Source organism: Moraxella sp. VT-16-12 (genome assembly GCF_002224245.2).
Lineage (GTDB): Bacteria > Pseudomonadota > Gammaproteobacteria > Pseudomonadales > Moraxellaceae > Moraxella.
Window position 1 is genome coordinate 80,790 of sequence record NZ_NKHK02000003.1, and the last position, 21,422, is coordinate 102,211.

General features: G+C 42.4%; 23 protein-coding genes and 2 tRNA genes. 6 read left to right on the forward strand and 19 right to left on the reverse strand.

Going from position 1 to position 21,422, the window contains the following annotated elements; translation table 11 throughout:
* Positions 1–149 precede the first annotated feature (149 nt).
* The 3 genes from CEW93_RS03415 to hemW are packed head-to-tail and all read left to right on the forward strand — an operon-like array spanning position 150 to position 2,934.
* Positions 150–524: a hypothetical protein gene (locus CEW93_RS03415; RefSeq protein ID WP_143822783.1), complete on the forward strand. Its 375-nt coding sequence runs from the start codon at positions 150–152 to the stop codon at positions 522–524.
* Positions 524–1,705 carry a DEAD/DEAH box helicase gene (locus CEW93_RS03420; RefSeq protein ID WP_089540201.1) on the forward strand — a complete coding sequence of 394 codons (1,182 nt, stop codon included), beginning with the start codon at positions 524–526 and terminating at the stop codon, positions 1,703–1,705. The genes CEW93_RS03415 and CEW93_RS03420 overlap by 1 nt, the downstream gene beginning before the upstream one ends.
* 14 nt (positions 1,706–1,719) lie before the next feature.
* Positions 1,720–2,934: a radical SAM family heme chaperone HemW gene (hemW, locus tag CEW93_RS03425; RefSeq protein WP_089540199.1), complete on the forward strand. Its 1,215-nt coding sequence runs from the start codon at positions 1,720–1,722 to the stop codon at positions 2,932–2,934.
* Positions 2,935–3,005: 71 nt separating this feature from the next.
* Here hemW and CEW93_RS03430 read toward each other — a convergent pair whose 3' ends face one another.
* Positions 3,006–3,296, reverse strand: a complete 291-nt coding sequence (locus CEW93_RS03430) for a YbeD family protein (protein WP_089540197.1) — start codon at positions 3,294–3,296, stop codon at positions 3,006–3,008.
* A gap of 218 nt (positions 3,297–3,514) precedes the next feature.
* On the opposite strand from CEW93_RS03430, the gene CEW93_RS03435 reads away from it, so the two are divergent.
* Complete coding sequence (locus tag CEW93_RS03435) at positions 3,515–4,042, forward strand: methylated-DNA--[protein]-cysteine S-methyltransferase (protein WP_089540195.1); 528 nt, start codon at positions 3,515–3,517, stop codon at positions 4,040–4,042.
* A gap of 11 nt (positions 4,043–4,053) precedes the next feature.
* Here the strand turns inward: CEW93_RS03435 and metG are convergent, their stop codons facing one another.
* Positions 4,054–6,117 (reverse strand): methionine--tRNA ligase, encoded by a 2,064-nt coding sequence (gene metG / locus CEW93_RS03440; RefSeq protein WP_089540193.1) that lies wholly within the window; start codon positions 6,115–6,117, stop codon positions 4,054–4,056.
* Between the two features lie 111 nt (positions 6,118–6,228).
* Between metG and CEW93_RS03445 the strand changes: the two genes are divergently transcribed.
* On the forward strand, positions 6,229–7,434 hold the full coding sequence (locus tag CEW93_RS03445) for a hypothetical protein (RefSeq protein WP_089540191.1): 1,206 nt from the start codon (positions 6,229–6,231) through the stop codon (positions 7,432–7,434).
* A 30-nt stretch (positions 7,435–7,464) separates the two neighbouring features.
* On the opposite strand, the gene CEW93_RS03450 is transcribed toward CEW93_RS03445, so the two are convergent.
* The 17 genes from CEW93_RS03450 to CEW93_RS03530 form a co-directional block, all read right to left on the reverse strand.
* Positions 7,465–7,857, reverse strand: a complete 393-nt coding sequence (locus CEW93_RS03450) for a stringent starvation protein B (protein ID WP_255503920.1) — start codon at positions 7,855–7,857, stop codon at positions 7,465–7,467.
* Positions 7,844–8,479: a glutathione S-transferase N-terminal domain-containing protein gene (locus CEW93_RS03455; RefSeq protein WP_089540188.1), complete on the reverse strand. Its 636-nt coding sequence runs from the start codon at positions 8,477–8,479 to the stop codon at positions 7,844–7,846. Before CEW93_RS03455 ends, CEW93_RS03450 begins: the two co-directional genes overlap by 14 nt.
* Positions 8,480–8,759: 280 nt before the next feature.
* Positions 8,760–8,835, reverse strand: a tRNA-Glu gene (locus CEW93_RS03460).
* A gap of 173 nt (positions 8,836–9,008) precedes the next feature.
* The gene (locus tag CEW93_RS03465; RefSeq protein ID WP_089540184.1) at positions 9,009–9,497 is read right to left on the reverse strand and encodes a YajQ family cyclic di-GMP-binding protein; all 489 of its coding nucleotides are present in this window, start codon (positions 9,495–9,497) and stop codon (positions 9,009–9,011) included.
* Between the two features lie 24 nt (positions 9,498–9,521).
* Positions 9,522–10,166, reverse strand: a complete 645-nt coding sequence (gene rnt / locus CEW93_RS03470; RefSeq protein ID WP_089540182.1) for a ribonuclease T — start codon at positions 10,164–10,166, stop codon at positions 9,522–9,524.
* Positions 10,159–11,223 carry a dihydroorotase gene (gene pyrC, locus CEW93_RS03475; RefSeq protein WP_089540180.1) on the reverse strand — a complete coding sequence of 355 codons (1,065 nt, stop codon included), beginning with the start codon at positions 11,221–11,223 and terminating at the stop codon, positions 10,159–10,161. Before pyrC ends, rnt begins: the two co-directional genes overlap by 8 nt.
* Positions 11,224–11,336: 113 nt before the next feature.
* Positions 11,337–11,427, reverse strand: a tRNA-Ser gene (locus tag CEW93_RS03480).
* An 85-nt stretch (positions 11,428–11,512) separates the two neighbouring features.
* Positions 11,513–12,247 carry a YdcF family protein gene (locus tag CEW93_RS03485; RefSeq protein WP_089540178.1) on the reverse strand — a complete coding sequence of 245 codons (735 nt, stop codon included), beginning with the start codon at positions 12,245–12,247 and terminating at the stop codon, positions 11,513–11,515.
* Positions 12,247–13,314 (reverse strand): UDP-N-acetylmuramate dehydrogenase, encoded by a 1,068-nt coding sequence (murB, locus tag CEW93_RS03490; protein ID WP_089540176.1) that lies wholly within the window; start codon positions 13,312–13,314, stop codon positions 12,247–12,249. The genes CEW93_RS03485 and murB overlap by 1 nt, the downstream gene beginning before the upstream one ends.
* Positions 13,307–13,777: a low molecular weight protein-tyrosine-phosphatase gene (locus tag CEW93_RS03495; protein WP_255503921.1), complete on the reverse strand. Its 471-nt coding sequence runs from the start codon at positions 13,775–13,777 to the stop codon at positions 13,307–13,309. Before CEW93_RS03495 ends, murB begins: the two co-directional genes overlap by 8 nt.
* A 67-nt stretch (positions 13,778–13,844) precedes the next feature.
* On the reverse strand, positions 13,845–14,252 hold the full coding sequence (locus CEW93_RS03500; protein ID WP_089540174.1) for an RNA-binding S4 domain-containing protein: 408 nt from the start codon (positions 14,250–14,252) through the stop codon (positions 13,845–13,847).
* A gap of 78 nt (positions 14,253–14,330) precedes the next feature.
* Positions 14,331–15,185 carry a metal ABC transporter permease gene (locus CEW93_RS03505; RefSeq protein ID WP_089540172.1) on the reverse strand — a complete coding sequence of 285 codons (855 nt, stop codon included), beginning with the start codon at positions 15,183–15,185 and terminating at the stop codon, positions 14,331–14,333.
* Positions 15,182–16,204, reverse strand: coding sequence for a metal ABC transporter ATP-binding protein (locus CEW93_RS03510; protein ID WP_089540170.1), 1,023 nt, complete (start codon positions 16,202–16,204; stop codon positions 15,182–15,184). Before CEW93_RS03510 ends, CEW93_RS03505 begins: the two co-directional genes overlap by 4 nt.
* 60 nt (positions 16,205–16,264) lie before the next feature.
* Positions 16,265–16,561 carry a hypothetical protein gene (locus CEW93_RS03515; RefSeq protein WP_089540168.1) on the reverse strand — a complete coding sequence of 99 codons (297 nt, stop codon included), beginning with the start codon at positions 16,559–16,561 and terminating at the stop codon, positions 16,265–16,267.
* Between the two features lie 119 nt (positions 16,562–16,680).
* The gene (locus tag CEW93_RS03520; RefSeq protein ID WP_089540166.1) at positions 16,681–17,616 is read right to left on the reverse strand and encodes a metal ABC transporter substrate-binding protein; all 936 of its coding nucleotides are present in this window, start codon (positions 17,614–17,616) and stop codon (positions 16,681–16,683) included.
* Positions 17,617–17,823: 207 nt separating this feature from the next.
* Positions 17,824–18,675, reverse strand: coding sequence for an ATP-binding protein (locus CEW93_RS03525; protein WP_089540164.1), 852 nt, complete (start codon positions 18,673–18,675; stop codon positions 17,824–17,826).
* A gap of 6 nt (positions 18,676–18,681) precedes the next feature.
* Positions 18,682–19,377: a hypothetical protein gene (locus tag CEW93_RS03530; RefSeq protein WP_089540163.1), complete on the reverse strand. Its 696-nt coding sequence runs from the start codon at positions 19,375–19,377 to the stop codon at positions 18,682–18,684.
* A gap of 305 nt (positions 19,378–19,682) precedes the next feature.
* On the opposite strand from CEW93_RS03530, the gene CEW93_RS03535 reads away from it, so the two are divergent.
* Positions 19,683–21,404, forward strand: coding sequence for a Na/Pi cotransporter family protein (locus CEW93_RS03535; RefSeq protein WP_089540161.1), 1,722 nt, complete (start codon positions 19,683–19,685; stop codon positions 21,402–21,404).
* The last annotated feature ends 18 nt before the right edge of the window (positions 21,405–21,422 follow it).

Below are 21,422 nucleotides of genomic sequence, written 5' to 3' on the forward strand. Positions count from 1 at the left end.
GGCGTATTGAGTTTTATTTCGTATTTTGACAATCAAGCAAAGGCGACTTAATTTTGCTAAATTATTTCTTTTTTGTAAAATATCTTATAAAAGGCGGGCATACTTTAAATTGTGGTACAATGCTATTTTTATCCAAAAAAGAGTATGAGATGAAACGATTTTTATGGGCATTGGGGGTGTTGTCTGTACTGCCTACTTATGCAAACGACCCACAAGTACAGGTCAATGAACAAGCAGTTGCCATGTGCATGGTGGTAACAAGTGGTGTTTATAATGTCGCTGTTGAGCATCAAAAAGGCACCAGCAAACAAAAAACCCAAAGACAGCTAGAAAGAGATATTCAGCAACTGTCCAAGCGATTTAGTGATAAAAACTTTGTGGGCTTTGTGGGCGATTCTTGGAAAAAGGGGCTAGATATTATCTATACAATGCCTGTACAAAACACCAAAGAAGACAAAGAAGCCTTTATCAGTCAGGTGGTGGATACGGCTTTGGTGGCGTGTTTGGATGATTTGGGGGCATGATGCAAACGGCAGATAAGTTAGAATTTGAGCGATTTTGTGAATTGCCTTTGTCGCCCACCACGCACCAAGCCTTAGAAGCATTGGGTTTTGATAAATTAACTCCCATTCAAGCCCAAATCTTGCCACACACCCTAGCTGGTCAAGATGCCATCGGTCAAGCCCAAACAGGCACAGGCAAAACCGCCACTTTTTTAATCACGCTCATAGAGGCTTTGCACGCTCGCCCCTTTGCCAAAGATGAAACACGTTATTTGGCAGAACCTAGGGCGGTGATTTTGGCACCTACCCGAGAGCTGGCTCAGCAGATTTTTACTGATTGCCGAGAATTTATCAAATTTAGCAAGTTATATGCTTTGTGCATGACGGGTGGGGCAGATTTTGAAAAACAAGAAGCTCAGTTATATCGCCGACCACTTGACATTTTGATTGCCACACCGGGGCGACTGATAGATTGGGTCGGTCGTGGTAAATTGTTTCTTGACCGCACTGAGGTGTTGGTGCTTGATGAGGCTGACCGTATGCTTGATATGGGGTTTATTCCTGATGTCAAACGCATCATTAGCAAAATGCCCCCAAATACCCATCGCCAAAGTTTGCTATTTTCAGCAACATTTAATACCGATGTCATGAATTTGGCTTATCGTTGGTTGTATCGCCCCACATTTGTGGAGATTATGCCAGAAAGTCGCACCAACAAAAATATTAAGCAACAGTTTTATCTTTTGACCGAAAAACAAAAATTTGTTGCCATTAAACAGTTTTTGGCACAAGCAGATGTAAAAAAGACCATCATCTTTGCCAATCGTAAAGACCAAGTCAAACGTTTGTATGACAATTTACGCCGTCATGTACAAGTTGCCATGTTGTCAGGCGATGTTGCTCAAAGTAAAAGAGAGCGATATTTACAGCAGTTTAAAGATGGCGATGTCAAAGTATTGGTGGCAACCGACGTAGCAGGGCGCGGCATTCATGTGGACGATGTCAGTCATGTGATTAACTACACATTGCCTGATTTGCCTGATGACTATGTACATCGCATTGGGCGGACAGGCAGAGCAGGGCAAACAGGCGTTGCCATCAGCTTGGTGGGTGAAAATGATGCATTTAACTTGCCTGCCTTGGAGCAACATTTGGACACAAAATTTTGCTTAATGCAGTTTGAATCAGATAACCAAGCATAAACACGGAAATAGACATGAGCGAATTTGGCGACCCTAGCGACCACGATTTAACCCTTGACCCTGCCTTTATACCTTTGGCGTTATACATTCATGTGCCGTGGTGTGTCAAAAAATGTCCATATTGTGATTTTAATTCACACGCCATCAAAAGCGATGATGCTTTGGCAGATGGGCAATTTGATGATTATGTCAAAGCATTGTTGGCAGATGCCAGCAGTCAGCTTGAATTTGTGCAACGCCGACCCATCAGCTCAGTATTTATTGGGGGTGGCACGCCATCTTTGTTGCCTGTGCGTCATTATAAACAGCTTTTTGCTGGACTAAGAGAGCTGTTTGATTTTAGTGATGATTGTGAGATTAGTTTGGAGGTGAACCCTGCCACCATAGAACACGCCCCATTTGCCGAATATTTATCCTTGGGCATTAATCGTGTTTCTATTGGCGTGCAAAGTTTTAATGACAAAGCGTTGCAAGTGTTGGGGCGAGTGCATGGGGCAGATGAAGCCAAAAACGCCATCATACAAGCCAAAGAGGCAGGATTTACACGGATAAATGTGGATTTGATGTACGCATTGCCTGAGCAAACCCCTGATTTGGCAGTTACTGACATACAAACAGCTTTAATGTGTGGGGCGACACATCTGTCGTGGTATCAGCTTACCTTGGAGCCAAACACTGCCTTTTATCGCAATCCACCAAGTCTGCCTGATGAGAAGACCTTGGAAGCCATAGAAAATGCAGGGCGGGCAAGTCTGACGCAGGCGGGATTTGTGAATTATGAAGTGTCAGCATGGGTAGGGGAGTACGACACAGTCTGTCGGCACAATGTCAATTATTGGCAATTTGGCGACTATTTAGCCATTGGGGCAGGGGCTCATGGTAAGGTAACTTTGTTGAACAGCCATCGTTTTGCTGATGGGGTGTATCGGTTTTACAAATCACGCACGCCCAAGGATTATCTAAGTTATGAGCTTTACCCAAAGATGGTGAGTTTTGAGCGTATCAAAGAGGAAAATTTGCCTTTTGAGTTTATGATGAATGCTTTACGTTTGGCAGATGGGGTTAGCGTGGATACTTTTGAAAAGCGGACAGGGCTACTGATTAGCACCATTGATAATGAAATGCTGCCTTTGCAACACCAAGGATTTATGGTGTTTCATCCTGATGTCATTGCTCCTACAAAAATGGGCTTTCGTTATGTCAATCATTTGGTTAGCCAGTTTTTGTGAGTTTTATAATGACAATATGCGTGTGATGGCTACGTCATAAAAGGGCGTATGATAACGCCCTTGTTGTGGGATTATACGACAGTTTTGACCGTTTTTGCTTGGTCAAGTGCTGTGTATAAGCGATTTACTTCGTCGGCATTTTGTAGGTGCAAACGCACTCTTAATGAGTGAAAACGCCCTGTTTTAGATGGTTGAACTTGTATGCTGGCGTGGTCAAAATCAGGAAAAATCTCTGCCAAAATCAAAGTAACTTCATGGCGTAGGCTGTCATGTTCGCCTTCATGTCCGATGATACTCATGGGATAGTCCATCGGAAACTGCCAAAGTTCAGGTTTTTGTATGTGAGTGCGTGGTATGTTCATGATAATACTCCAAAATCTGATATCTGACTAAATGGGTATGGTTTGGCGGTTTTCAAGAGTGATATCAGTTTGGGCTGTTAGTAATGGTAAGTGGATAATCAGCTTGCGTTTTGGTATGTAGATGATGATGGGCTTGTCAATGATTGCAGATTTTTCAAAGTTGTTAATGTGGAACGGCAGTTTATTTTAGTTGATGATTTGATGTATAAGGATAAGCCATGATAAGCACCCATTATTATCCACCAAATAACTTACCCATGATAAGCCTGACAATCAAAGCAGGCAAATTGTTGGTTTTGGATTGGTATCATGATAAAACCCAAAAACTGCTTGATGACATTAATCAACAAGCGGTTTTTGTCGCTGCTGACAAGCTTGACCCCCATGATGACAATCATAAAATCGCCTTACAAACCATCAAGGAGCTGGACGAATATTTTAAGGGTGAGCGTCAAGACTTTACCATACCACTTGACATATCACATGGCACGCCATTTCAAATCAAAGTATGGCAAGCGTTGTTAAATATTCCTTATGGCGACACCATCAGTTATAAAGCATTGGCAGAGCAAATCGGCAAACCAACCGCCTTTCGTGCTTGTGCCAATGCTAATGGCAAAAATCTTATCTCGCTCATCGTCCCTTGCCATCGTGTGATAGCGTCTGATGGGACACTTGGTGGCTATACGGGTGGTTTGACCATCAAACAAACCTTACTTGATTTGGAAAAAAGATGGCAGACCTAAGTTAGCCTTAATCAGGCGAATGTCGCTCCTGCCACCATGCTATCAGGCAGTAGCACGACCGTCAATTGCCCGTCTTTTTCAGCCGATAAAATCATGCCTTCTGACACGCCAAATTTCATTTTGCGGGGGGCAAGGTTGCTAACACAAATCACCGTTTTGCCTTGCAATTCTTCTGGCTGATAAAACTTGGCAATGCCACTAAACACATTGCGGGTTTTGGGTGTGCCATTTTCATCAACATCACCAACATCAAGGGTGAACTGCAACAGTTTATCCGCCCCTTCTACTTTATTGCATTCAAGTACTTTGGCAACTTTCATTTGTACTTTGGCAAAGTCATCAATGCCAATAAATTCGTTTTGGTTTTCCATTTTGTCGCACTCTTTTTTATCGTTTTTACCAGATTTGGGATTGGCAGGTTGTAGATTTTCCTTAGAATCATCAATCATCGCCTGCACTTTTTTGGGGTCAATGCGTTGCATGAGTGGTGTAAATTCGTGGATAGCATGTGTCAAAATGTCAAATCTGGCACTAAAATCAAAGTTATCTACATTTAAAAACTGCTGTGATTTTTGTGCCAAAGTTGGTAGCACAGGCGACAGATACACCATGATTTTATGAAATAGGTTTAGCCCAACCGAACATACCGCCTGCACTTGCTTGGCATTGGCAGGGTCTTTGGCGAGAGCCCACGGCTTTTTGTCATCAATGTATTGATTGGCAAGGTCGGCAAGTGCCATAATCTCACGAATGGCACTGCTAAATTCTCGGTTTTCGTAGTGGGTGATAATGCTGTCGCCTGCTTTGATAAACCGCTCTACAAGCTCAGGCTCAGCACACTCGTTAGATAACTGGTTGTCAAACTGGGTGTTGATGAATTTGGCACAGCGACTGGCGATATTGACCACTTTACCCACCAAATCCGAGTTTACTTTGGCGATAAAATCGTCCAAATTTAAATCAGAATCTTCTACCTTGTCAGAAAGCTTGGAGGCAAAATAGTAGCGTAAATATTCAGGATTTAGGTATTTTAGATAGGTTTCGGCTTTGATGAATGTGCCACGAGATTTGCTCATCTTTTCACCATTGATAGTCAAAAAACCATTGACAAACAGTGATGTTGGTGTGCGATAGTTTGCTCCTGACAGCATGGCAGGCCAGAACAAGGCATGAAAATAAACAATGTCTTTGCCAATAAAATGATACACTTCGGCTTGACTGTCTTTTTGCCAATAATCATCAAAACTGACATCAGGACGGCAGGTGTTTAGATAATTTTTAAAACTTGCCATATAGCCAATGGGGGCATCCACCCACACATAAAAATATTTATCATCAGTATTGGGGATTTTAAAGCCAAAATAGGGGGCATCTCGGCTAATGTCCCAATCTGTCAGACCTGCTTCAAACCATTCATCTAATTTGTTGGCGATGGAGGTGGGTAGGCGACCTTTATCTCGTGTCCAGTTTTGCAAAAACTGGCTAAAATTTGGCAGATTAAAAAAATAATGGTCAGAAGATTTTTGCACAGGTGTTGCACCACTTAGGGTGGAGCGGGGATTGATGAGTTCAGTGGCGTTGTAGGTTGTGCCACATACTTCGCAGGAGTCGCCGTATTGGTCACCTGACTGACATTTGGGGCAAGTGCCTTTGATGAAACGGTCGGACAAAAACATTTGTTTTTGGGGGTCAAATAGCTGTGTTACAGGGCGTATGCTGATATTGCCTGCTTGGTGATTTGCCAGATAAATGGACTCTGCAAGCTGGCGGTTGGTGTCTGAATGTGTGCTGTCATAGTGGTCAAAAGAGATGCCAAAATCTGCAAAATCACGCTCATGCTCTACTTGTACATTTTTGATTTGCTCATCAGGGCTAATGCCATTTGCTTCGGCTCGTAACATAATGGCAGTGCCATGAGCATCATCGGCACACACATAAATCACATCATGTTCCATCGCGCGCATGGCTCGCACCCAAACATCAGCTTGAATGTAGCCCAGCAAATGTCCCAGATGAATTGAGCCGTTGGCATACGGTAGGGCGTTGGTTACAAGAATTTGGCGTTTTGTTGTCATGGCGTACCTTTTTGATGGGCTTTTGGGATAAATGGCGGATATTATAGCCTAAAATCACTCTTAACGCCACGATGGCTGTGCTATGATACCCAAAAATTTTTGGAAATACGAATGGCTTTATTTGATGAAATTTTAGACATTATTGATGAGATTAGTCCTGCTCAATTTTTCTGGATTTATCTGGGGACATGGACGATTTTATTGATATTGGGGTATTTTTTGGCAGGGGGATTGTATGTCTTTATGATTGCCCTAATGTTGATTGTTAGCGTGATTATTGTTTATAAATATAAAAATCCCCCAATCGTTAAAAACAACACTGTATTTTTAATGCCCTTGATTGGGCTTTTATATGCAGGAATATTTAATTCAGGGCTATTGTTTCAGCCTGAGCTGATTAGCGATAAATCCCAAGCCCAAGTGCTGACAGGCATTATCCCCAATGAACATGAATATGTGCGTGGCAGTGGTAAAAATTCAAAAAGCTATTATTATTTAACCATCAATGGCACACGGTTGCATTGTGATGATGATAATTATGATGATTGTGAGCTAGCATATGCCCATAAAGGTCAAACCGCCACCGTATATCATTATGAAGGTTTGGCTTATGAAATAGATGTTGGTGGTCAAAAGATTTATGAATTTCATCACCAAGCTGATAAATTTAAAGCCACTCAGCATAAAAAAATGCAACAATTTATCTGGGCAATGATTTTATTTGGCATACCATCTGCGGCATTTTTCTTTATCAATAAAAGAGTGATTCGCGATATGGCATTTATCAGCGATGAACAATTAAAAGCCAACCAGCAAGAACAACAGCTTGCTCAAAAATTAAAATCCAAACAAATCAACTCTCGCCTTGGTGCAGGTGGCTGGGCATGGCGGATTTTATTTGGATTGCTTGCAGTTTTATCTTTAATCATCGCATTTTTAATGTTTACCATCAGCCATTTTATTGGCGTTGGCGTATTTTTGGTGATGATGGTTGTGTTGTGTTATTTGGCAAGAATGCCCTTAAAAAATGCCAAAGCAGAGGTGGCACAATATCATGAGATGATGGGTGATGATGTGGGTGAGTTGTCAGAATATTTGTCAGTGGGTTTTTATAATTATATGGGCGTTTTTTCTTGGTTGATGATGTATATTTTATGCCCATGCGTGTTGCTTGCAGCGATGTTTGCGTTGGTTTATATGTCCAAAGAAGAGTGGTTTGCGTGCTTTGTATTTTTATTACCCATGGTGGTGATGGCAGGTGGCGTGCTGTTTTTGATAAAAAGAGCGATAGAAAATCGGAATGTTGCTTTTGAATAAAAAACTCGCTTTATCAGCGAGTTGATTGGTTTAGACAAATTTTAAATGCCCGCCTTTGGGTTTATCGTTGTTGGGTGGGGTGGGCGGTGTGTGATTGTCGTATTCGCTGGGGTCAAAAAATAAGCTGTGTTCGGTGTCTTCTTTGGCGTATATACCAAGAACTGCTTGCATGGGTATCCACACATCTTTGGAGACACCGCCAAAACGAGCTGCAAAAGAAATGCCATCATTATCTATCAGAAGGTTGTTGGTTGCTTGATATGAGATGGCAAGCACCAACCGTCCATCTTGGGCGTACTCGGTGGGAGCCAGCAGATTTGGGGTATTGATGTCCACCATCAAATAAGGCGTAAAGCCGTTATCGCTTAGCCATTCGTGCATGGCACGGACAAAGTAGGGACGTTTTGGGTTAGAGGTCATCATCATCTTCCTGCAAGGGTGGGTTGATAGAACGCATAAAACTTGGTCTATCAAAGAGTCTTTGTGCATAGTCTAACAAAGGACGACAAAGTTGGCAAGGCAAATCAAGCCCCATGTCAGATAACCGCCACAATAAGGGTGCAAGCAAAATATCGCACCAACCAATCTGTTCGCTCATAAAAAATGGCTGACGAGCAAATAAAGGCGATAGTGTGATGAGTGAATCTGATAAGGATTTTTTGGCGTGTTGAGCTTGTGTTGTATTAAAGCTGTCGGGATGTGTGAGCAAAATTCGTCCAAGTTTAAGCCAATCTTGCTGCAACCGCCATGCCAAAAGTCGGATTTGAGCTTTTTGTTGGGGTGTGTCAGGCAGTAGGGGCGTGGCTTTGTGTCGCTCTTCTAGGTATTCAAAAATGACATTGATTTCATACAGTATCAAATCCCGAGTGGCGAGTATGGGCAGGGTGTTATAGGGGTTTAAATCTGCCAAAAATTCTGGACGTTCTGTAATAAGGCGATAATGATAATCCAAACCCTTTTCTTCTAAAAGCAAGCAGACCACATGGCTGTCATAGCCATCATCGCCATACAGCAGGTATTGAGTAGGAAGTATGGGGCTTGTCATGGTATTGGCTTTTTGGGGTGGGGGTATAGTTTAACAAAAACAGATTTGACCGACTTTATTGTTTTTGTAAATTTTTTGACATCAAAAGATAAAAACCAATAAACAAATTTTGCTTTTACTTTCAAAGTGTGCCAGTGGTAAAATTGGTTGATATTGTTTGTTGAAAATGATAAAAAAGAGATGATATTTAGTGGTATCATTCGGCAGATAATATGCTGACATATTCAACAGCCACCTAAAAAGTAAAAACCATGTTGTCAGCAACATGGTTTTTGAATATTGGCACTCCATAGGGGATTCGAACCCCTGTCGCCGCCGTGAAAGGGCGGTGTCCTAGGCCTCTAGACGAATGGAGCACAAGGTGTAAAACTGATTATTTGACATCGTTTTACTAACTTTTGAACGCTTTCACCGTATCTCTCAAAAGTGGGGCTATTATAGCAGATTATTTTTGCCAGTCAATAAGTTTTTAAAAAAAATTTAAATATTTTTTTAACTCATTGATGTTTAAAATAATTCTGCTTTGCTTTTAGTCTTTAAAGTTGTTAAACTGCAATGGCATGCCAAAAGATTTTTCTTTTAAAAATGCCATACAGGCTTGAAGATTGTCTCTTTTTTTGTCATTAACACGGATTTTATCGCCTTGAATGCTGGCGGATACTTTTAAATCACTCTCTTTGATGGCTTTGCTGATTTTTTTGGCGGTATCGCTGTCTAGCCCATCTTTTAGATTGATGATAAGTTTGGTGGTCTTGCCTGATTGGGCTTTGTCTTGTGGGTCAAGTGATTGCAAATCCACACCGCGTTTGATGAGTTGTTTTTCAAAGATGGCGTAGACATTATCTGCTTGCAGGTCGTTATCGCAGGTGATGGTAACAGTTTTGGCTTTGTCGTTGAGCTCTACGGTGATGTTGCTGCCACGAAAATCAAAGCGAGTGGCAATTTCTTTTTCGGTGTTACCAATGGCGTTACGCACTTCTTGGACGTTTAATTCTGAGACGATGTCAAATGATGGCATGATTTTTCCTTACTTTGATTAAAGTTAATCAGATTTTGTGGTCAGCATGGGCAATTCATTAAAAATCTTACAAAACAATTCAGCAGTTTTTTGGGTGTCATAAAGTGCTGAGTGGGCGTGGCTGTTGTCAAACTCAATCCCAGCTAGTAAGCAGGTTTTGGCCAGTACCGTTTGTCCATAAGCAAGGGCGGACAAACTGGCAGTATCTAGCACACTAAACGCATGAAAAGGCGAATGGTTTTTGGAGTTGGTGCGAGCGATGACGGCATTTAAAAACGCCAAATCAAAATGAGCATTATGCCCCACCAAAATGCACTGGCGACAACCGTGCTGTTTTTTTAGCTCTTTTAGGGCTTTAAAAATTTTGCGAATGGCGACTTTTTCATCTTGGGCGATGGCTTTGCGAAGCGGGCTATCTACTTTGATGCCTGTAAACTCTAAGGCGGACGGCTCTAAATTTGCGCCGACAAACGGCTCAATATGGGCGTTTAGAGCTTCGCCTTGCACCAGTTTGCCATCATCATTCATCAAAATAGGAATGCAGGCAATCTCTAAAAGTGCATCTGTTTTGGCATTAAAACCTGCGGTCTCCACGTCCACCACCACAGGCATAAAACCACGAAAGCGTTTGGCAAGGGGACTTTGCGCGTTTTTTGTTAATTCATTCATGCAATGACCACGCCAATGTTTGTCCTGCAAGTAGCGGAGTTAGGGTTTTGCCATCAAGATAAGGATAATTATTAGCGATAACTTGCTCTTTTTTGACAAGAGTGATTGTGTTGGTATTGATGGGTAGCTCATAAAATTTTGCCCCAAAAATACTGGCAAAATTTTCCAGTTTATCAAGAGCATTGACGCTTTCAAAAGCGGTGGCATATAAGGGTAGGGCATGGGGAGCGGAGTAACAGCCAGCACAGCCACAAGCAGCTTCTTTGGTGTGGGTGGCATGGGGGGCGGAGTCTGTGCCTAAAAAGAATTTGGGGTTGCCTGATGTGGCAACTTCTAGCAGACGCTTTTGGTGGCGTTCACGTTTTAAGATTGGCAAACAATAAAAGTGGGGCTTGACACCACCAACCAGCAGATGATTGCGGTTAAAAAGTAGATGCTGTGGCGTGATGGTTGCTGCGATGTTATCTGCCTGAGCCAAACAAAAATCAGCAGCATCAGCAGTGGTGATGTGCTCCATGACAACTTTCAGCTTGGGGAAATTTTTGATGATGACACTTAAAATTTCATCCAAAAAGCGTTTTTCACGGTCAAAAATATCCACATCAGCATGAGTAACTTCACCATGTACCAGTAGTGGTATGCCATGTTTTTGCATGGCTTCAAAGACAGATGACCGCCCCAAAATGTCCGTTACGCCGTCTGCTGAGTTGGTGGTTGCTCCGGCAGGATAGAGTTTGACGGCAGAGACAATCCCAGATGTTTTGGCAACAGCAATCTCATCAGGCATGGTATGGTCAGTCAAGTACAGTACCATGCGTGGGTCAAAATTTGCTTTGCGGTCATCTGATATGTTTGCTTTGGCAAGAGCGGTTAAGATGCGTTTGCGATAAGCAACTGCTTGCTCGGTGGTTTTGACGGGGGGGGTCAAATTTGGCATGCAAATGACACGGTGAAAGCTGCTTGCTGCATGGGGAACAGTGGTGTCTAAGGCTTGATTATCACGCAAATGGATGTGCCAGTCATCTGGGGCGGTGATGGTTAAAGTTTGTGTGGTCATGGCGGTGAGCTTTGCTGATTAAAAGCTCTATTTTAAGACTTGGGGGGATTTTGTCAAGGTGAAATTTAAATTTACTCAATAAAAAACCGCCCAAATAGGACGGTGATTTTATATGGCGGAAGCTGAGAGATTCGAACTCTCGGTGGGCTACAAACCCACGCCGGTTTTCAAGACCGGTGCATTCAACCGCTCTGCCAAGCTTCCAATGAGTGCGTATTATATACAAATTTGATTAGATTGCAAGTGGTTTTTTGAAAATTTTTCTAAAATTTTAGTATTTATAATAAAATCAATATGTTATTAATGAGAAAACTTTGGCTTTGCGTCTGGGCGTACTGATTTCTTCTAGGGTGATTTGGTCGCTGTTTCGGCAGTTGTTTTGGGGGCGAAAAATATCTCGTGCCAATGCCGCCATCTCATAAGCAGTTCGCCGTGAATGCACCAAATTTTTGCGAAAATCTGTCCAGCTTGGTGCAATATCAAGGTTGGCTGGCTGTGCGATGGTGTCAATGCCTGCTCGTGCAAATTGTCGTCTGGCTCTTGCCATGTGGTAGCGGTCAGTGATTAGGTTTACCGTTGTGCCAATTTCATGGTGAGACAGCAGTTTGGCGGTAAAAATGGCATTTTCACAAGTGTTCATGCTGGCATTGTCGCTGATGATGATGGGGCGGTTGCCACGGCTGACTAAGTGCTGTTTAAGATAGTCTTGTAGCCACGGTGATTCTGCACCACTGGTGATGATGGGTAGGGCGTTTTGTTCATGTAGGGCAATGACGGCGTCTGCACGGCTTCGGCTATAATGATTGAGAAGGATTTTACCGTTTTTTTTGGTTAAACCGCCACCAAGCACAACCGTTGCATTGGCAGGAGTGGCGGTGGATTTTAGGGTGATTTTACTAAATAGATTAAGAGCAATCACGCCCATATCGGCAAAAAGCGGGGTGAGTACCAGCAAGGCTGAGATGATGCTTGCAAGACATAACAGTTTGATGATTCGCCAGATTTTTTTTAAAAACCCCTTCATCAGATGTGCTCATCTAACCACACAGGTTCACGCACCAAGCTTACGCCAAACATGGTTTTGACTGCGTTGATGATAAAGTCTTGGGTAGTCTTGATGTCATGCTGACTGGCATGGCGTGGGTGGTGGTTGGTTAGCACAAGGGCTTGTTTTTCATGGGTTAAAATCGGAAATATGCCTTTGCCTTTTAAACCTGCTTTATCAATCAGCCAGCCTGCGGGAAGTTTGATAAAATCATCATTAACCAGATAGCTTGGCAGGTCGGAAAATTTGGCTTTTAGCTCATGAAACTGTTTGATGGGAATGATGGGGTTTTGAAAAAATGAACCACAATTAGCCAAAACAGCAGGGTCGGGCAGTTTGCTTTGGCGGATTTGTACCACTGCATCAAACACGTCCATTGGCGTGGGTGTGGTGCGTCCATTTTTACTGGCAATCTTACCAGAAACATCTGCCAAATCGCCATAATTGGTAAGAATGTTAGGGGCTTTTTGTAAGCGAAACACCACATGGCTAATCAAGTAGCGATTGGGGTTGTCCTTAAAAAAGCTGTGGCGATAACCAAAATCACAAGCGGTGTTGTCAAAGGTGCAAGCCTGCCCAGTTTGCAAATCATAAGCAATGACTTTATCAATAAAATCAGATACTTGTACGCCATAAGCACCGATATTTTGAACAGGGCAAGCCCCAACCAGACCAGGGATAAGGGCAAGATTTTCAAGCCCATAATAACCTTGGTTTAGGCAAGTTTGGATAAATTGGTGCCAGTTTTCTCCGCAAGCAACTTGTAGCGTTACACTTTGCTCGGTTTGACTGATGAGCTGAGTGCCTGTTGTTTTGGGCAGTAGTACAAGGGCGTTTAATGTGCTTGGTAAGATGACATTACTGCCACCTGACAGTACAAAAATGGGCAAATTGGCATTTTTGGCAAACGCCAAGGCAACAGCCAAATCATCCGCAAGCCGTTGGTCGCTGTCTAATATCATTGCATGACGAGCGACACAAGACAGTGCCATGGTGTTGGCGTGCGATAGGTCATAATGGGTTAAAATTTTTGTAGTATCAGTCATTTTTTTGTACCATTGCCCACTTGTCAAGCCAAGAGTTGCTTGCTTTTTGGATATGCTCAAACATGGCATAAAAATCGTTTAAATCGCCATAATAAGGGTCGGCAACAGCGCTTTCATCAAACATCATAACTTTGGCTGTGGCATCGTTTGGCATAAGCTGATGTAGTGTGGTTAAATTGCTGTTATCCATGGCAAAAATCACATCAAACTCATAAAAATCTTGCTTGTTTACCTGCCTTGCTTTTAGGTCGGATAAGTCATAGCCCAAACTTTTGCCGGCGTGTATGGCTCGTGTGTCAGGACTGTCGCCAATATGATAATTTGCCGTGCCTGCCGAATCAAATCGTATGGTAAGGTTGTTGTTTTTGGCAATGTGTCTCATGACCGCTTCGGCAGATGGGCTGCGACAAATGTTACCAAGGCAAACAAATAACACAGAATTAGGGGGCGAAATTAACATCATGGTTTGACTGAGATTTGGTAAAAAGGAGTTATTTTAGCATTTTTATTGAGTTTTTTAAATTCAAAATTCACCATTGATTTTTAAATTTTTCAATATCACGACGTTGTTTTTTGTCAGGTTTGGTGGTAGGTCTTGCTAGGTTTTGTAGTTTGCGTTGCTCAGCAAAAAAAGCTCGTGTGGCAATGCTCTCTTCGGTCTCAGTATAGAGTGTTTGGGCGATGGTGGCATTGCCACGACTGTCTGACAGTGCGTTAATGATGATGGTTTTTTGTTCAGCAACGCTGGCGTGTCCTTGGCGAATGGTGAGTGTGTCGCCCACTTGTAACTCTTTGCTGGTTTTGATTTTTTGACCATTCATGTGGACTTTGCCGCCTTCTATCGCTTCTTTGGCAAGTGTGCGAGTCCGAAAAAATCTGGCTGCCCACAGCCATTTATCGGCACGGACTTTGGTCAGTGGGGTGGTTTGACAGCTCATGATGTGCTCCTTTTTTGTGTTGGGTGCTAAAATATTTTGGTTGTTTGGGCATGATTGATGGGCGAAATTTATTGTTTGTTAAGCATTTTTGCTTTTTATTTTTTGTGTCAATAAACCAAACTTTGGTGAAAACAAAAACGCCAAAACAAATAATGCTGTCTGTAAAGAAACAATCACCCCACCTGTTGCCCCATCTAAATAATAGCTTAAATACACCCCAAGTCCGCTTGTGATGATGCCTAATGCACCTGCAATCATTATCAAGGGGCGAAATTTATCTGTCAGTTGATAAGCGGTTGCCCCTGGGGTGATTACCATGGCAATGACCAAAATCGCTCCAACGGTTTGTAGTGCTGACACCACGCACGCACTCAGTAGGCTAAAAAAAAGCACTTGATAGACTTTGGGTGATAAGCCTACTGATTTGGCATGAATTTCATCAAAAAACACAAGCAGTAAATCTTTCCAAAAAATTAACAATAGCACCAAAGATACCGCCATGACAATGCTCACTTGTATCATGTCGCCATCTGATATGCCTAAAATATTACCAAAAATAATCTCTTGAACATTGACAGACGTGGGATTGATGGAAATGATAAACAGCCCCAAAGCAAAAAAAGTGGTAAAAATAAAGCCGATGACCGCATCTTCTTTGAGTTTGGTGAGTGATTTTATCCATAAAATCGCAAGACTTGCCAAAATGCCTGAAAAAAATGCCCCAAGTGCATAAGGTAAGCCCAAAGCATAGGCAATCGCCACCCCAGGCACAACAGCGTGTGATAGAGCATCGCCAATCAGCGACCAGCCTTTGAGCATTAAATAAGCAGACAAAAATGCACACACGCCACCCACCAAAGATGATAATACGATGGCTTTGACCATATAATCATAAGTAAATGGCTCAGCAAGCAGGATAAAAAAATCACTCATGAGTCATCCTTTGCTGTGCTTGTTTGAGTTTGGGTTTTGGGGTTAAAAATACCCACGACATTTGTTGTACTGTGTGAGCGATTTGTCAGTTTTTGTTTGGGGCTGTTCATATTGACCTGTCCTGTGCGACTTGCCCACGGCTCTTCATGACAATGCGTACTTTCAGGTTCTCCTTCACGCACCCCATAAAACACCGCAGGCACTTCATCATCTGCCAAGATGGTAACTGCACGCGTGTCATCATCATCATGCAAATCTTTACCAGCTAAATGAATCTGACGCAACACACCACCAAAGACCTTTTCAAGATTGGCTTGGGTAAAGGTTTGTTTGGTGGTGCCAGCAGCCAGCACGGTGCGATTTATCATTACCACTTGGTCGCAAAACTCAGGAATGGTGCCAAGATTATGCGTAGAAATCAAAATCAAATGTCCATCGGCTCTAAGCTCATCAAGCAGTGCCATAATCGCTTTTTCGGTTTTAACGTCCACGCCTGTAAATGGCTCATCAAGCAAGATGATTTTGCTTTCTTGTGCCAAAGCCCGTGCCAAAAATACTCGTTTTTTTTGACCACCTGACAGCTCACTAATTTGTCTGTCAGCCAGATGATTGATGTCCACACGAGCCATGGCGTCTGCCACTTTTTGACGGTCAATGTGTTTAGGGATACGCAAAAAATTCATATGACCATAACGCCCCATCATCACCACATCAAACACCGACACAGGAAACTGCCAGTCCACCTCTTCGCTTTGGGGAACGTAGGCAACAAGATTTTGTTTAAGGGCGTGTTTGGTGGGCAGTCCGCACAGATGGATATGTCCTGTCTGTGGTTTGATTAGCCCCATGATTGCCTTAAATAGTGTGGATTTGCCTGAGCCATTGACACCCACCAAGGCACACGTCGTCCCACCTGTTAGGGTAAAATTGACATCATACAGGGCGGTATGACCATTATTATAACGTACACTGATATTTTGTACGTCTATCTTGGCAACAGATTGCTGAGAAAGTTCCATAAAACCATAGTGATTAATTTAAAAAAGATAAAAATATGAATTATTTGTATGTTTTTTAAATCAAACGCTAGCAAATGCCATCGCCACAAAAAATATCAATCCCACATAGAGCCAATTTATCACCGCCAGTAGCCAAATTTTATATCGCCATTTTTTAATGCTTACAAGTACAGCAACCAATATTAAAGCCAAAGCTAAAAGACTTGTGGGAATTAAATAAAATGGTAAAAATATGCCTGTGATAAGCGATGATAGCAGCTCAAAAAACCCAACATCTGAATTGCTATAAGCATAAATACCATAAGCCACATAAAAAATCCAAGCCGATGATATTGCCAGATATTTTGAATATTTCATTTAACTTGATACCAAAACCAATATCGCACATCAATCAATAAAAAATCTAGCGATAAAACCAGTCATCACTTTTACCATGCTGTCATGTGGTGGTTTTATCGCAGGTGTATCAAAGGGCTTTATTTTTGAGCCTGAGCGTCTTCAAAACCTTTGACGACTGTGCTGACAGTAACATTAAGTAGGTCAAGATAAGTCGGTACAGCTCCGTCTTTTTCACTTAAACTGTCCACATACAGCACGCCACCATAGCTTGCCCCTGTTTCTTTGGCAACTTGTTTGGCAGGTTTGTCAGAGATGGTGCTTTCGCTAAACACCACAGGGATTTTATTGGTACGCACAATGTCAATCAAGGCTTTGACTTGCTTTGGCGAGCCTTGTTGCTCGGCATTGATGTCCCATAAATAGGCTTCTTGTAAGCCATAATCTTTTGCTAAGTAACTAAACGCCCCTTCACTGGTAACCAGCCAGCGTTTGTCTTGGGGAATTTTGTCCAGTTTGGCACGCAAAGGTGCATCTAAGTCTTTAATTTTTTGGCTGTATTCTTGGGCGTTTTTGATGTAGGTGTCTTTGTTGGCAGGGTCATACTGTACCAGAGCATTTTTGATGTTTTCTACATAAACAAGGGCATTACTTGGCGACATCCACGCATGGGGATTTGGCAAATCCTTATAAGCTCCTGCTTTGATGGGCAAGGGGGTAATGCCATCTGTAACAACCACCGCAGGCACGTTTTTGGCATCTTGATAAAATTTTTCAAACCAACGCTCTAAATTCATGCCATTGTATAAAATCAAATCGGCTGTTTGCACTTTGGCAATGTCTTTTGGGGTGGGTTCATAGTCATGAATCTCTGCCCCTGCCTTGGTGATGGACTCCACCACTGCCGCATCGCCAGCGACATTTTGGGCGATGTCAGCAATCACAGTAAAGGTGGTAACGACGGTAAATTTGTCTTGCTGGGGCTGTGTTTGCTGTGTTTGAGTGTCTGTTTTGTTGCAGCCTACCAATGCCAAACACAAAGAAAAACCAAGCATTAGGGTTTTTAAGGGTTTCATAAATGGTCCTTATGGGTTAAGTTTTTCATTTAAATACCTTATCTAGAATAAGGAATTTAAATGATAATGATACTCATTTTTAAATGAAAAATCAAGCCCAAGCCCTAAATATATTAGGGTTTTATCATACAAAAATTTAAGGAGTTTGTAAAGATTGATTTTTTAATAAAAAATTAAATTTATGTTTTATAAAATAAAATACAAATGTTAGCCCAATAGACTTTGACCCACCCAATGACGGCTAAACTGATAGGCAATCCGCCCTGAGCGACCACCACGAGTGCTTGCCCATTTGAGTGCTTCGGCTTTGGCGGTCTCATCAAAGCGGATGTTTGCTTTGTGTAAGTAGTGGCTGACAATATCCAAATAAGAGTCTTGATTCATTGGATAAAACGACAGCCACAGCCCAAAGCGGTCAGACAGCGAAACGGTTTCGTCAATGGTCTCAAAGGGATTGACTTCATCGGTTTGTCCGTTGTAGATATTGACATTATCTTTCATCAGTTGGGGCAATAGATGACGGCGGTTACTGGTAGCATACACCAAAAGACGCTCTTGCTCGCTGTCTAATGCCCCATCAAGCACACTTTTTAGGGTGCGATAGTTTTCATCTTGGCCATTAAACGCCAAATCATCACAATAAACAATGTAGCGACAGTTATTGCCATTTTGTGTGATGGCGTGGCGGATTTTGTCCAAAAACATCAAATCATCACGAGATACTTCAATGATACGGAGACCATCTTGGTGATAAGCGTTTAATAAGGCTCGAATCAGTGATGATTTGCCCGCCCCACGAGTGCCTGTCATCAGCACATGGTTGGCAGGTAAGTTGTTTAAAAACTGGCGAGTGTTTTGGATGAGTTTGTGTTTTTGGGTGTCAATGCCAAGCAGGTCATCAAGACTGACCGATAAATGAACATCAATGGGCACAAGCGTGCCTGTATGTCCACCCACCCAACGATACGCCAAAACAGTTGGGTCAAGCGTGATGGGCTTTTGGGTGCGTTCGGCAAAAAATTGCGTGGCAAGGCGGATAAGTTCGTTGGATAAATTCATGGTGTGTTAGGTCAAATGGATTTTTTCAATAACAGCAAGTTCATTTGCCACAAAAGGGGCAACAAAATCATCAATGTTTTTTAAGGGTTTCATGGCAGACAGCCCATCACCGATAAAATCATACAAGGGTTGATAGCCATTATCATAAGCCATGCCTTTGGCAAGCTTAAAGGCGTTTTGCAAGATAAAAGAGTTAAAATATTTATCTGATTGGCGACATACGTCCTTGATGTCGTGAATTTGAGTGATACGAGCGTCTTTGGCATTGGCTTTTTGATATAGTATTTGCATGAGTGCATCAGTTAGGGGTGCGTGCTGATGTTCTGCTAGGTGGATTTGGGCAAGCATTAAATCAAGTTTGACCGCTTGTACCGCAGATTGCACCCCTAAAACGCCTGCACCTAAGGCATTTTTGGGAATGAGCTTTTCAAGTTTGCCTGAGCCATTTAGGGCATTGTTGCCTGCGGTTAATAGTTGGTCAGCCAACAAATCAAAATCATCATCACCATAAATCCTATCTATCAAATAGTTGGCTAGGGGGGCGGTTTTGTCGTTACTAAACAGGGCGTGATTAGTGTGTTTGATGCGTTGTTTTTGCCAGTGTTGGATTTGGGTGAGTGTGGATTTTAGGGTGGGATTTTGATGGTGGGGCAGTGATTTGTAGGCATTTAGGGTGTCTACTAGGGTCTGGATTTGGCTCATGGTGGTACTTACATCAAATAAATACGCTTAATGGGGGTGTGCAAAGGGATTTCAAGAATCTGTCTGCATTTTTGAGTTTTTTGTTGGCGGTTTTGGTAAAGATGATGGGTGAATGTGTTTATTAGGGCATATCAGATTGCCACAAAATTTCAATTTGCCAAATTAAATCAATATTGGTATGATGACCGCCTTAAATGATGACCATTTGATGACAACTAACAAATGAACACAAATTAAAAGTTGTTATTTGACAAAATTTAACATAAGCCCACTGTTTTTGTGGTTAAAAATTTTATCATCACGCCATGAACTTTTCCAATCGCTCAAAAAAATACCTAAATTACCTATTGCTTGTGATTTTTATCGTGGCTTTGGGGTTTTCATTTTGGCACAGCTTAGCATGGTTAAAACTGTGTTATGGTTTGGCATTGTTTTTGTTTGGTATGCAGTGTATAGAAGAAGGGCTTCGTAGCACCGCAGGCGGGACGCTTGAACGACTGATGACCAAAAGCACTGCCACGCCCGCTCGTGGATTTTTGTTTGGAGTAGGCTCTACTTTTGTGTTGCAATCTAGCACCTTGGTGTCGCTTTTGACCATTGCTTTTATCAGCACAGGCATGATTGGTCTGGCAGGTGGTATCGCCATCATTTTTGGGACAAACTTAGGAGCGACCACAGGCATTTGGCTACTTGCTTTGGCAGGGCAAAGCGTGAGTTTGTCGCCTGTGGCAATCCCCATGTTGGTCTTTGGAATTTTGATGGGTTTTTTTGGGGGGCAGACCCAAGCGGTTGGACGGATTTTGGTGGGGGTGGCTCTGATTTTTATGGGGATTGATGCCATCAAAGAAGGCTTTGGGGCGTTTGGTGGGCAAATGGATTTTGCGTCTTTGCAGTTTAATCCCACCATGGAAGTTTTGATTTTTACAGGCATTGGTTTTTTATTGACCTGCGTGTTGCAGTCATCTCATGCAACCTTAATTTTGACCTTGACAGCGTTGGCGAGTATGCAAATTACACTCCCACAAGCCTTTGCCATTGCTGTGGGTTCAAACCTAGGCTCATCTGCCACGACCGCACTTATGGGGGCGATAGGCAGTGAACGAGCAGGACAGCGGCTTGCGTTGGCTCATCTGTTTTTTAATGCCATTACTGCATTATTAACTTTTGTGTTGTGGATGCCAATGACGACCATTGTGTCTAGCATTTCACAAGCTGCCAACTTTTCGCCACTCATACAGCTTGCGTTATTTCATACGCTTTTTAACGTGTTTGGCGTGGTGGTGTTTTGGCGTTGGCAAGACAAATTGGCTGATGTATTAACCAAAATGCTTCCTGATAAAAAACCAGCCAAAACCTTGCCTGATGGCTCACAAGCGGTCATGCCACGCTATCTTGACCCAAATGCGTTGTTGTCATCAGACATTGCCATGCGTGCGGTGGTAAAAGAAGTTCGTCATTTGATGAGTCTTGCCACCGAAGTCATTTGTCATGCCATTTTTGTCAAAAACGAACAGCTCTACCAAGATGGCTACACCCCAGATAAGCCCATTGCACCGTTTGAGCTTGATGTGCAAGCATTATATGAATGGCAAATTAAACCGCTTTATAGTGAGATTTTGGACTTTACCAGTAAAATGGATATTGATGAAGCAGACAGTCGCCAAGATGAACTAACGGTGGTGCATTTGGTGGCATTTACTTTGCTTGGTATGGTCAAGGATGGTAAACACCTACAAAAAAACATGGCGTATTTTTTGGCAGATTCTGACAACGCTGCTCATTATGAGTACTTAGCTCTTAGAGAACATTTGTTCTTTTTTTTAAAACAGCTCAATCAGTCGCCTGATGCCAGTCAACTGTCGGATTTGGACAAAAGAACAGATGAGCTTGAAGAGATGCGTTACAATATTTTGCAGCGTTTGGGTCAAGGTGAGCTAGAAAACACCCAAGCGTCATCAATTATGAATGACATTAATTATGTGCTACGTATAGAGCAAGGTGTGTTAGAGATATTAAAGGCACATTAAGCCATCACAGCACAATCA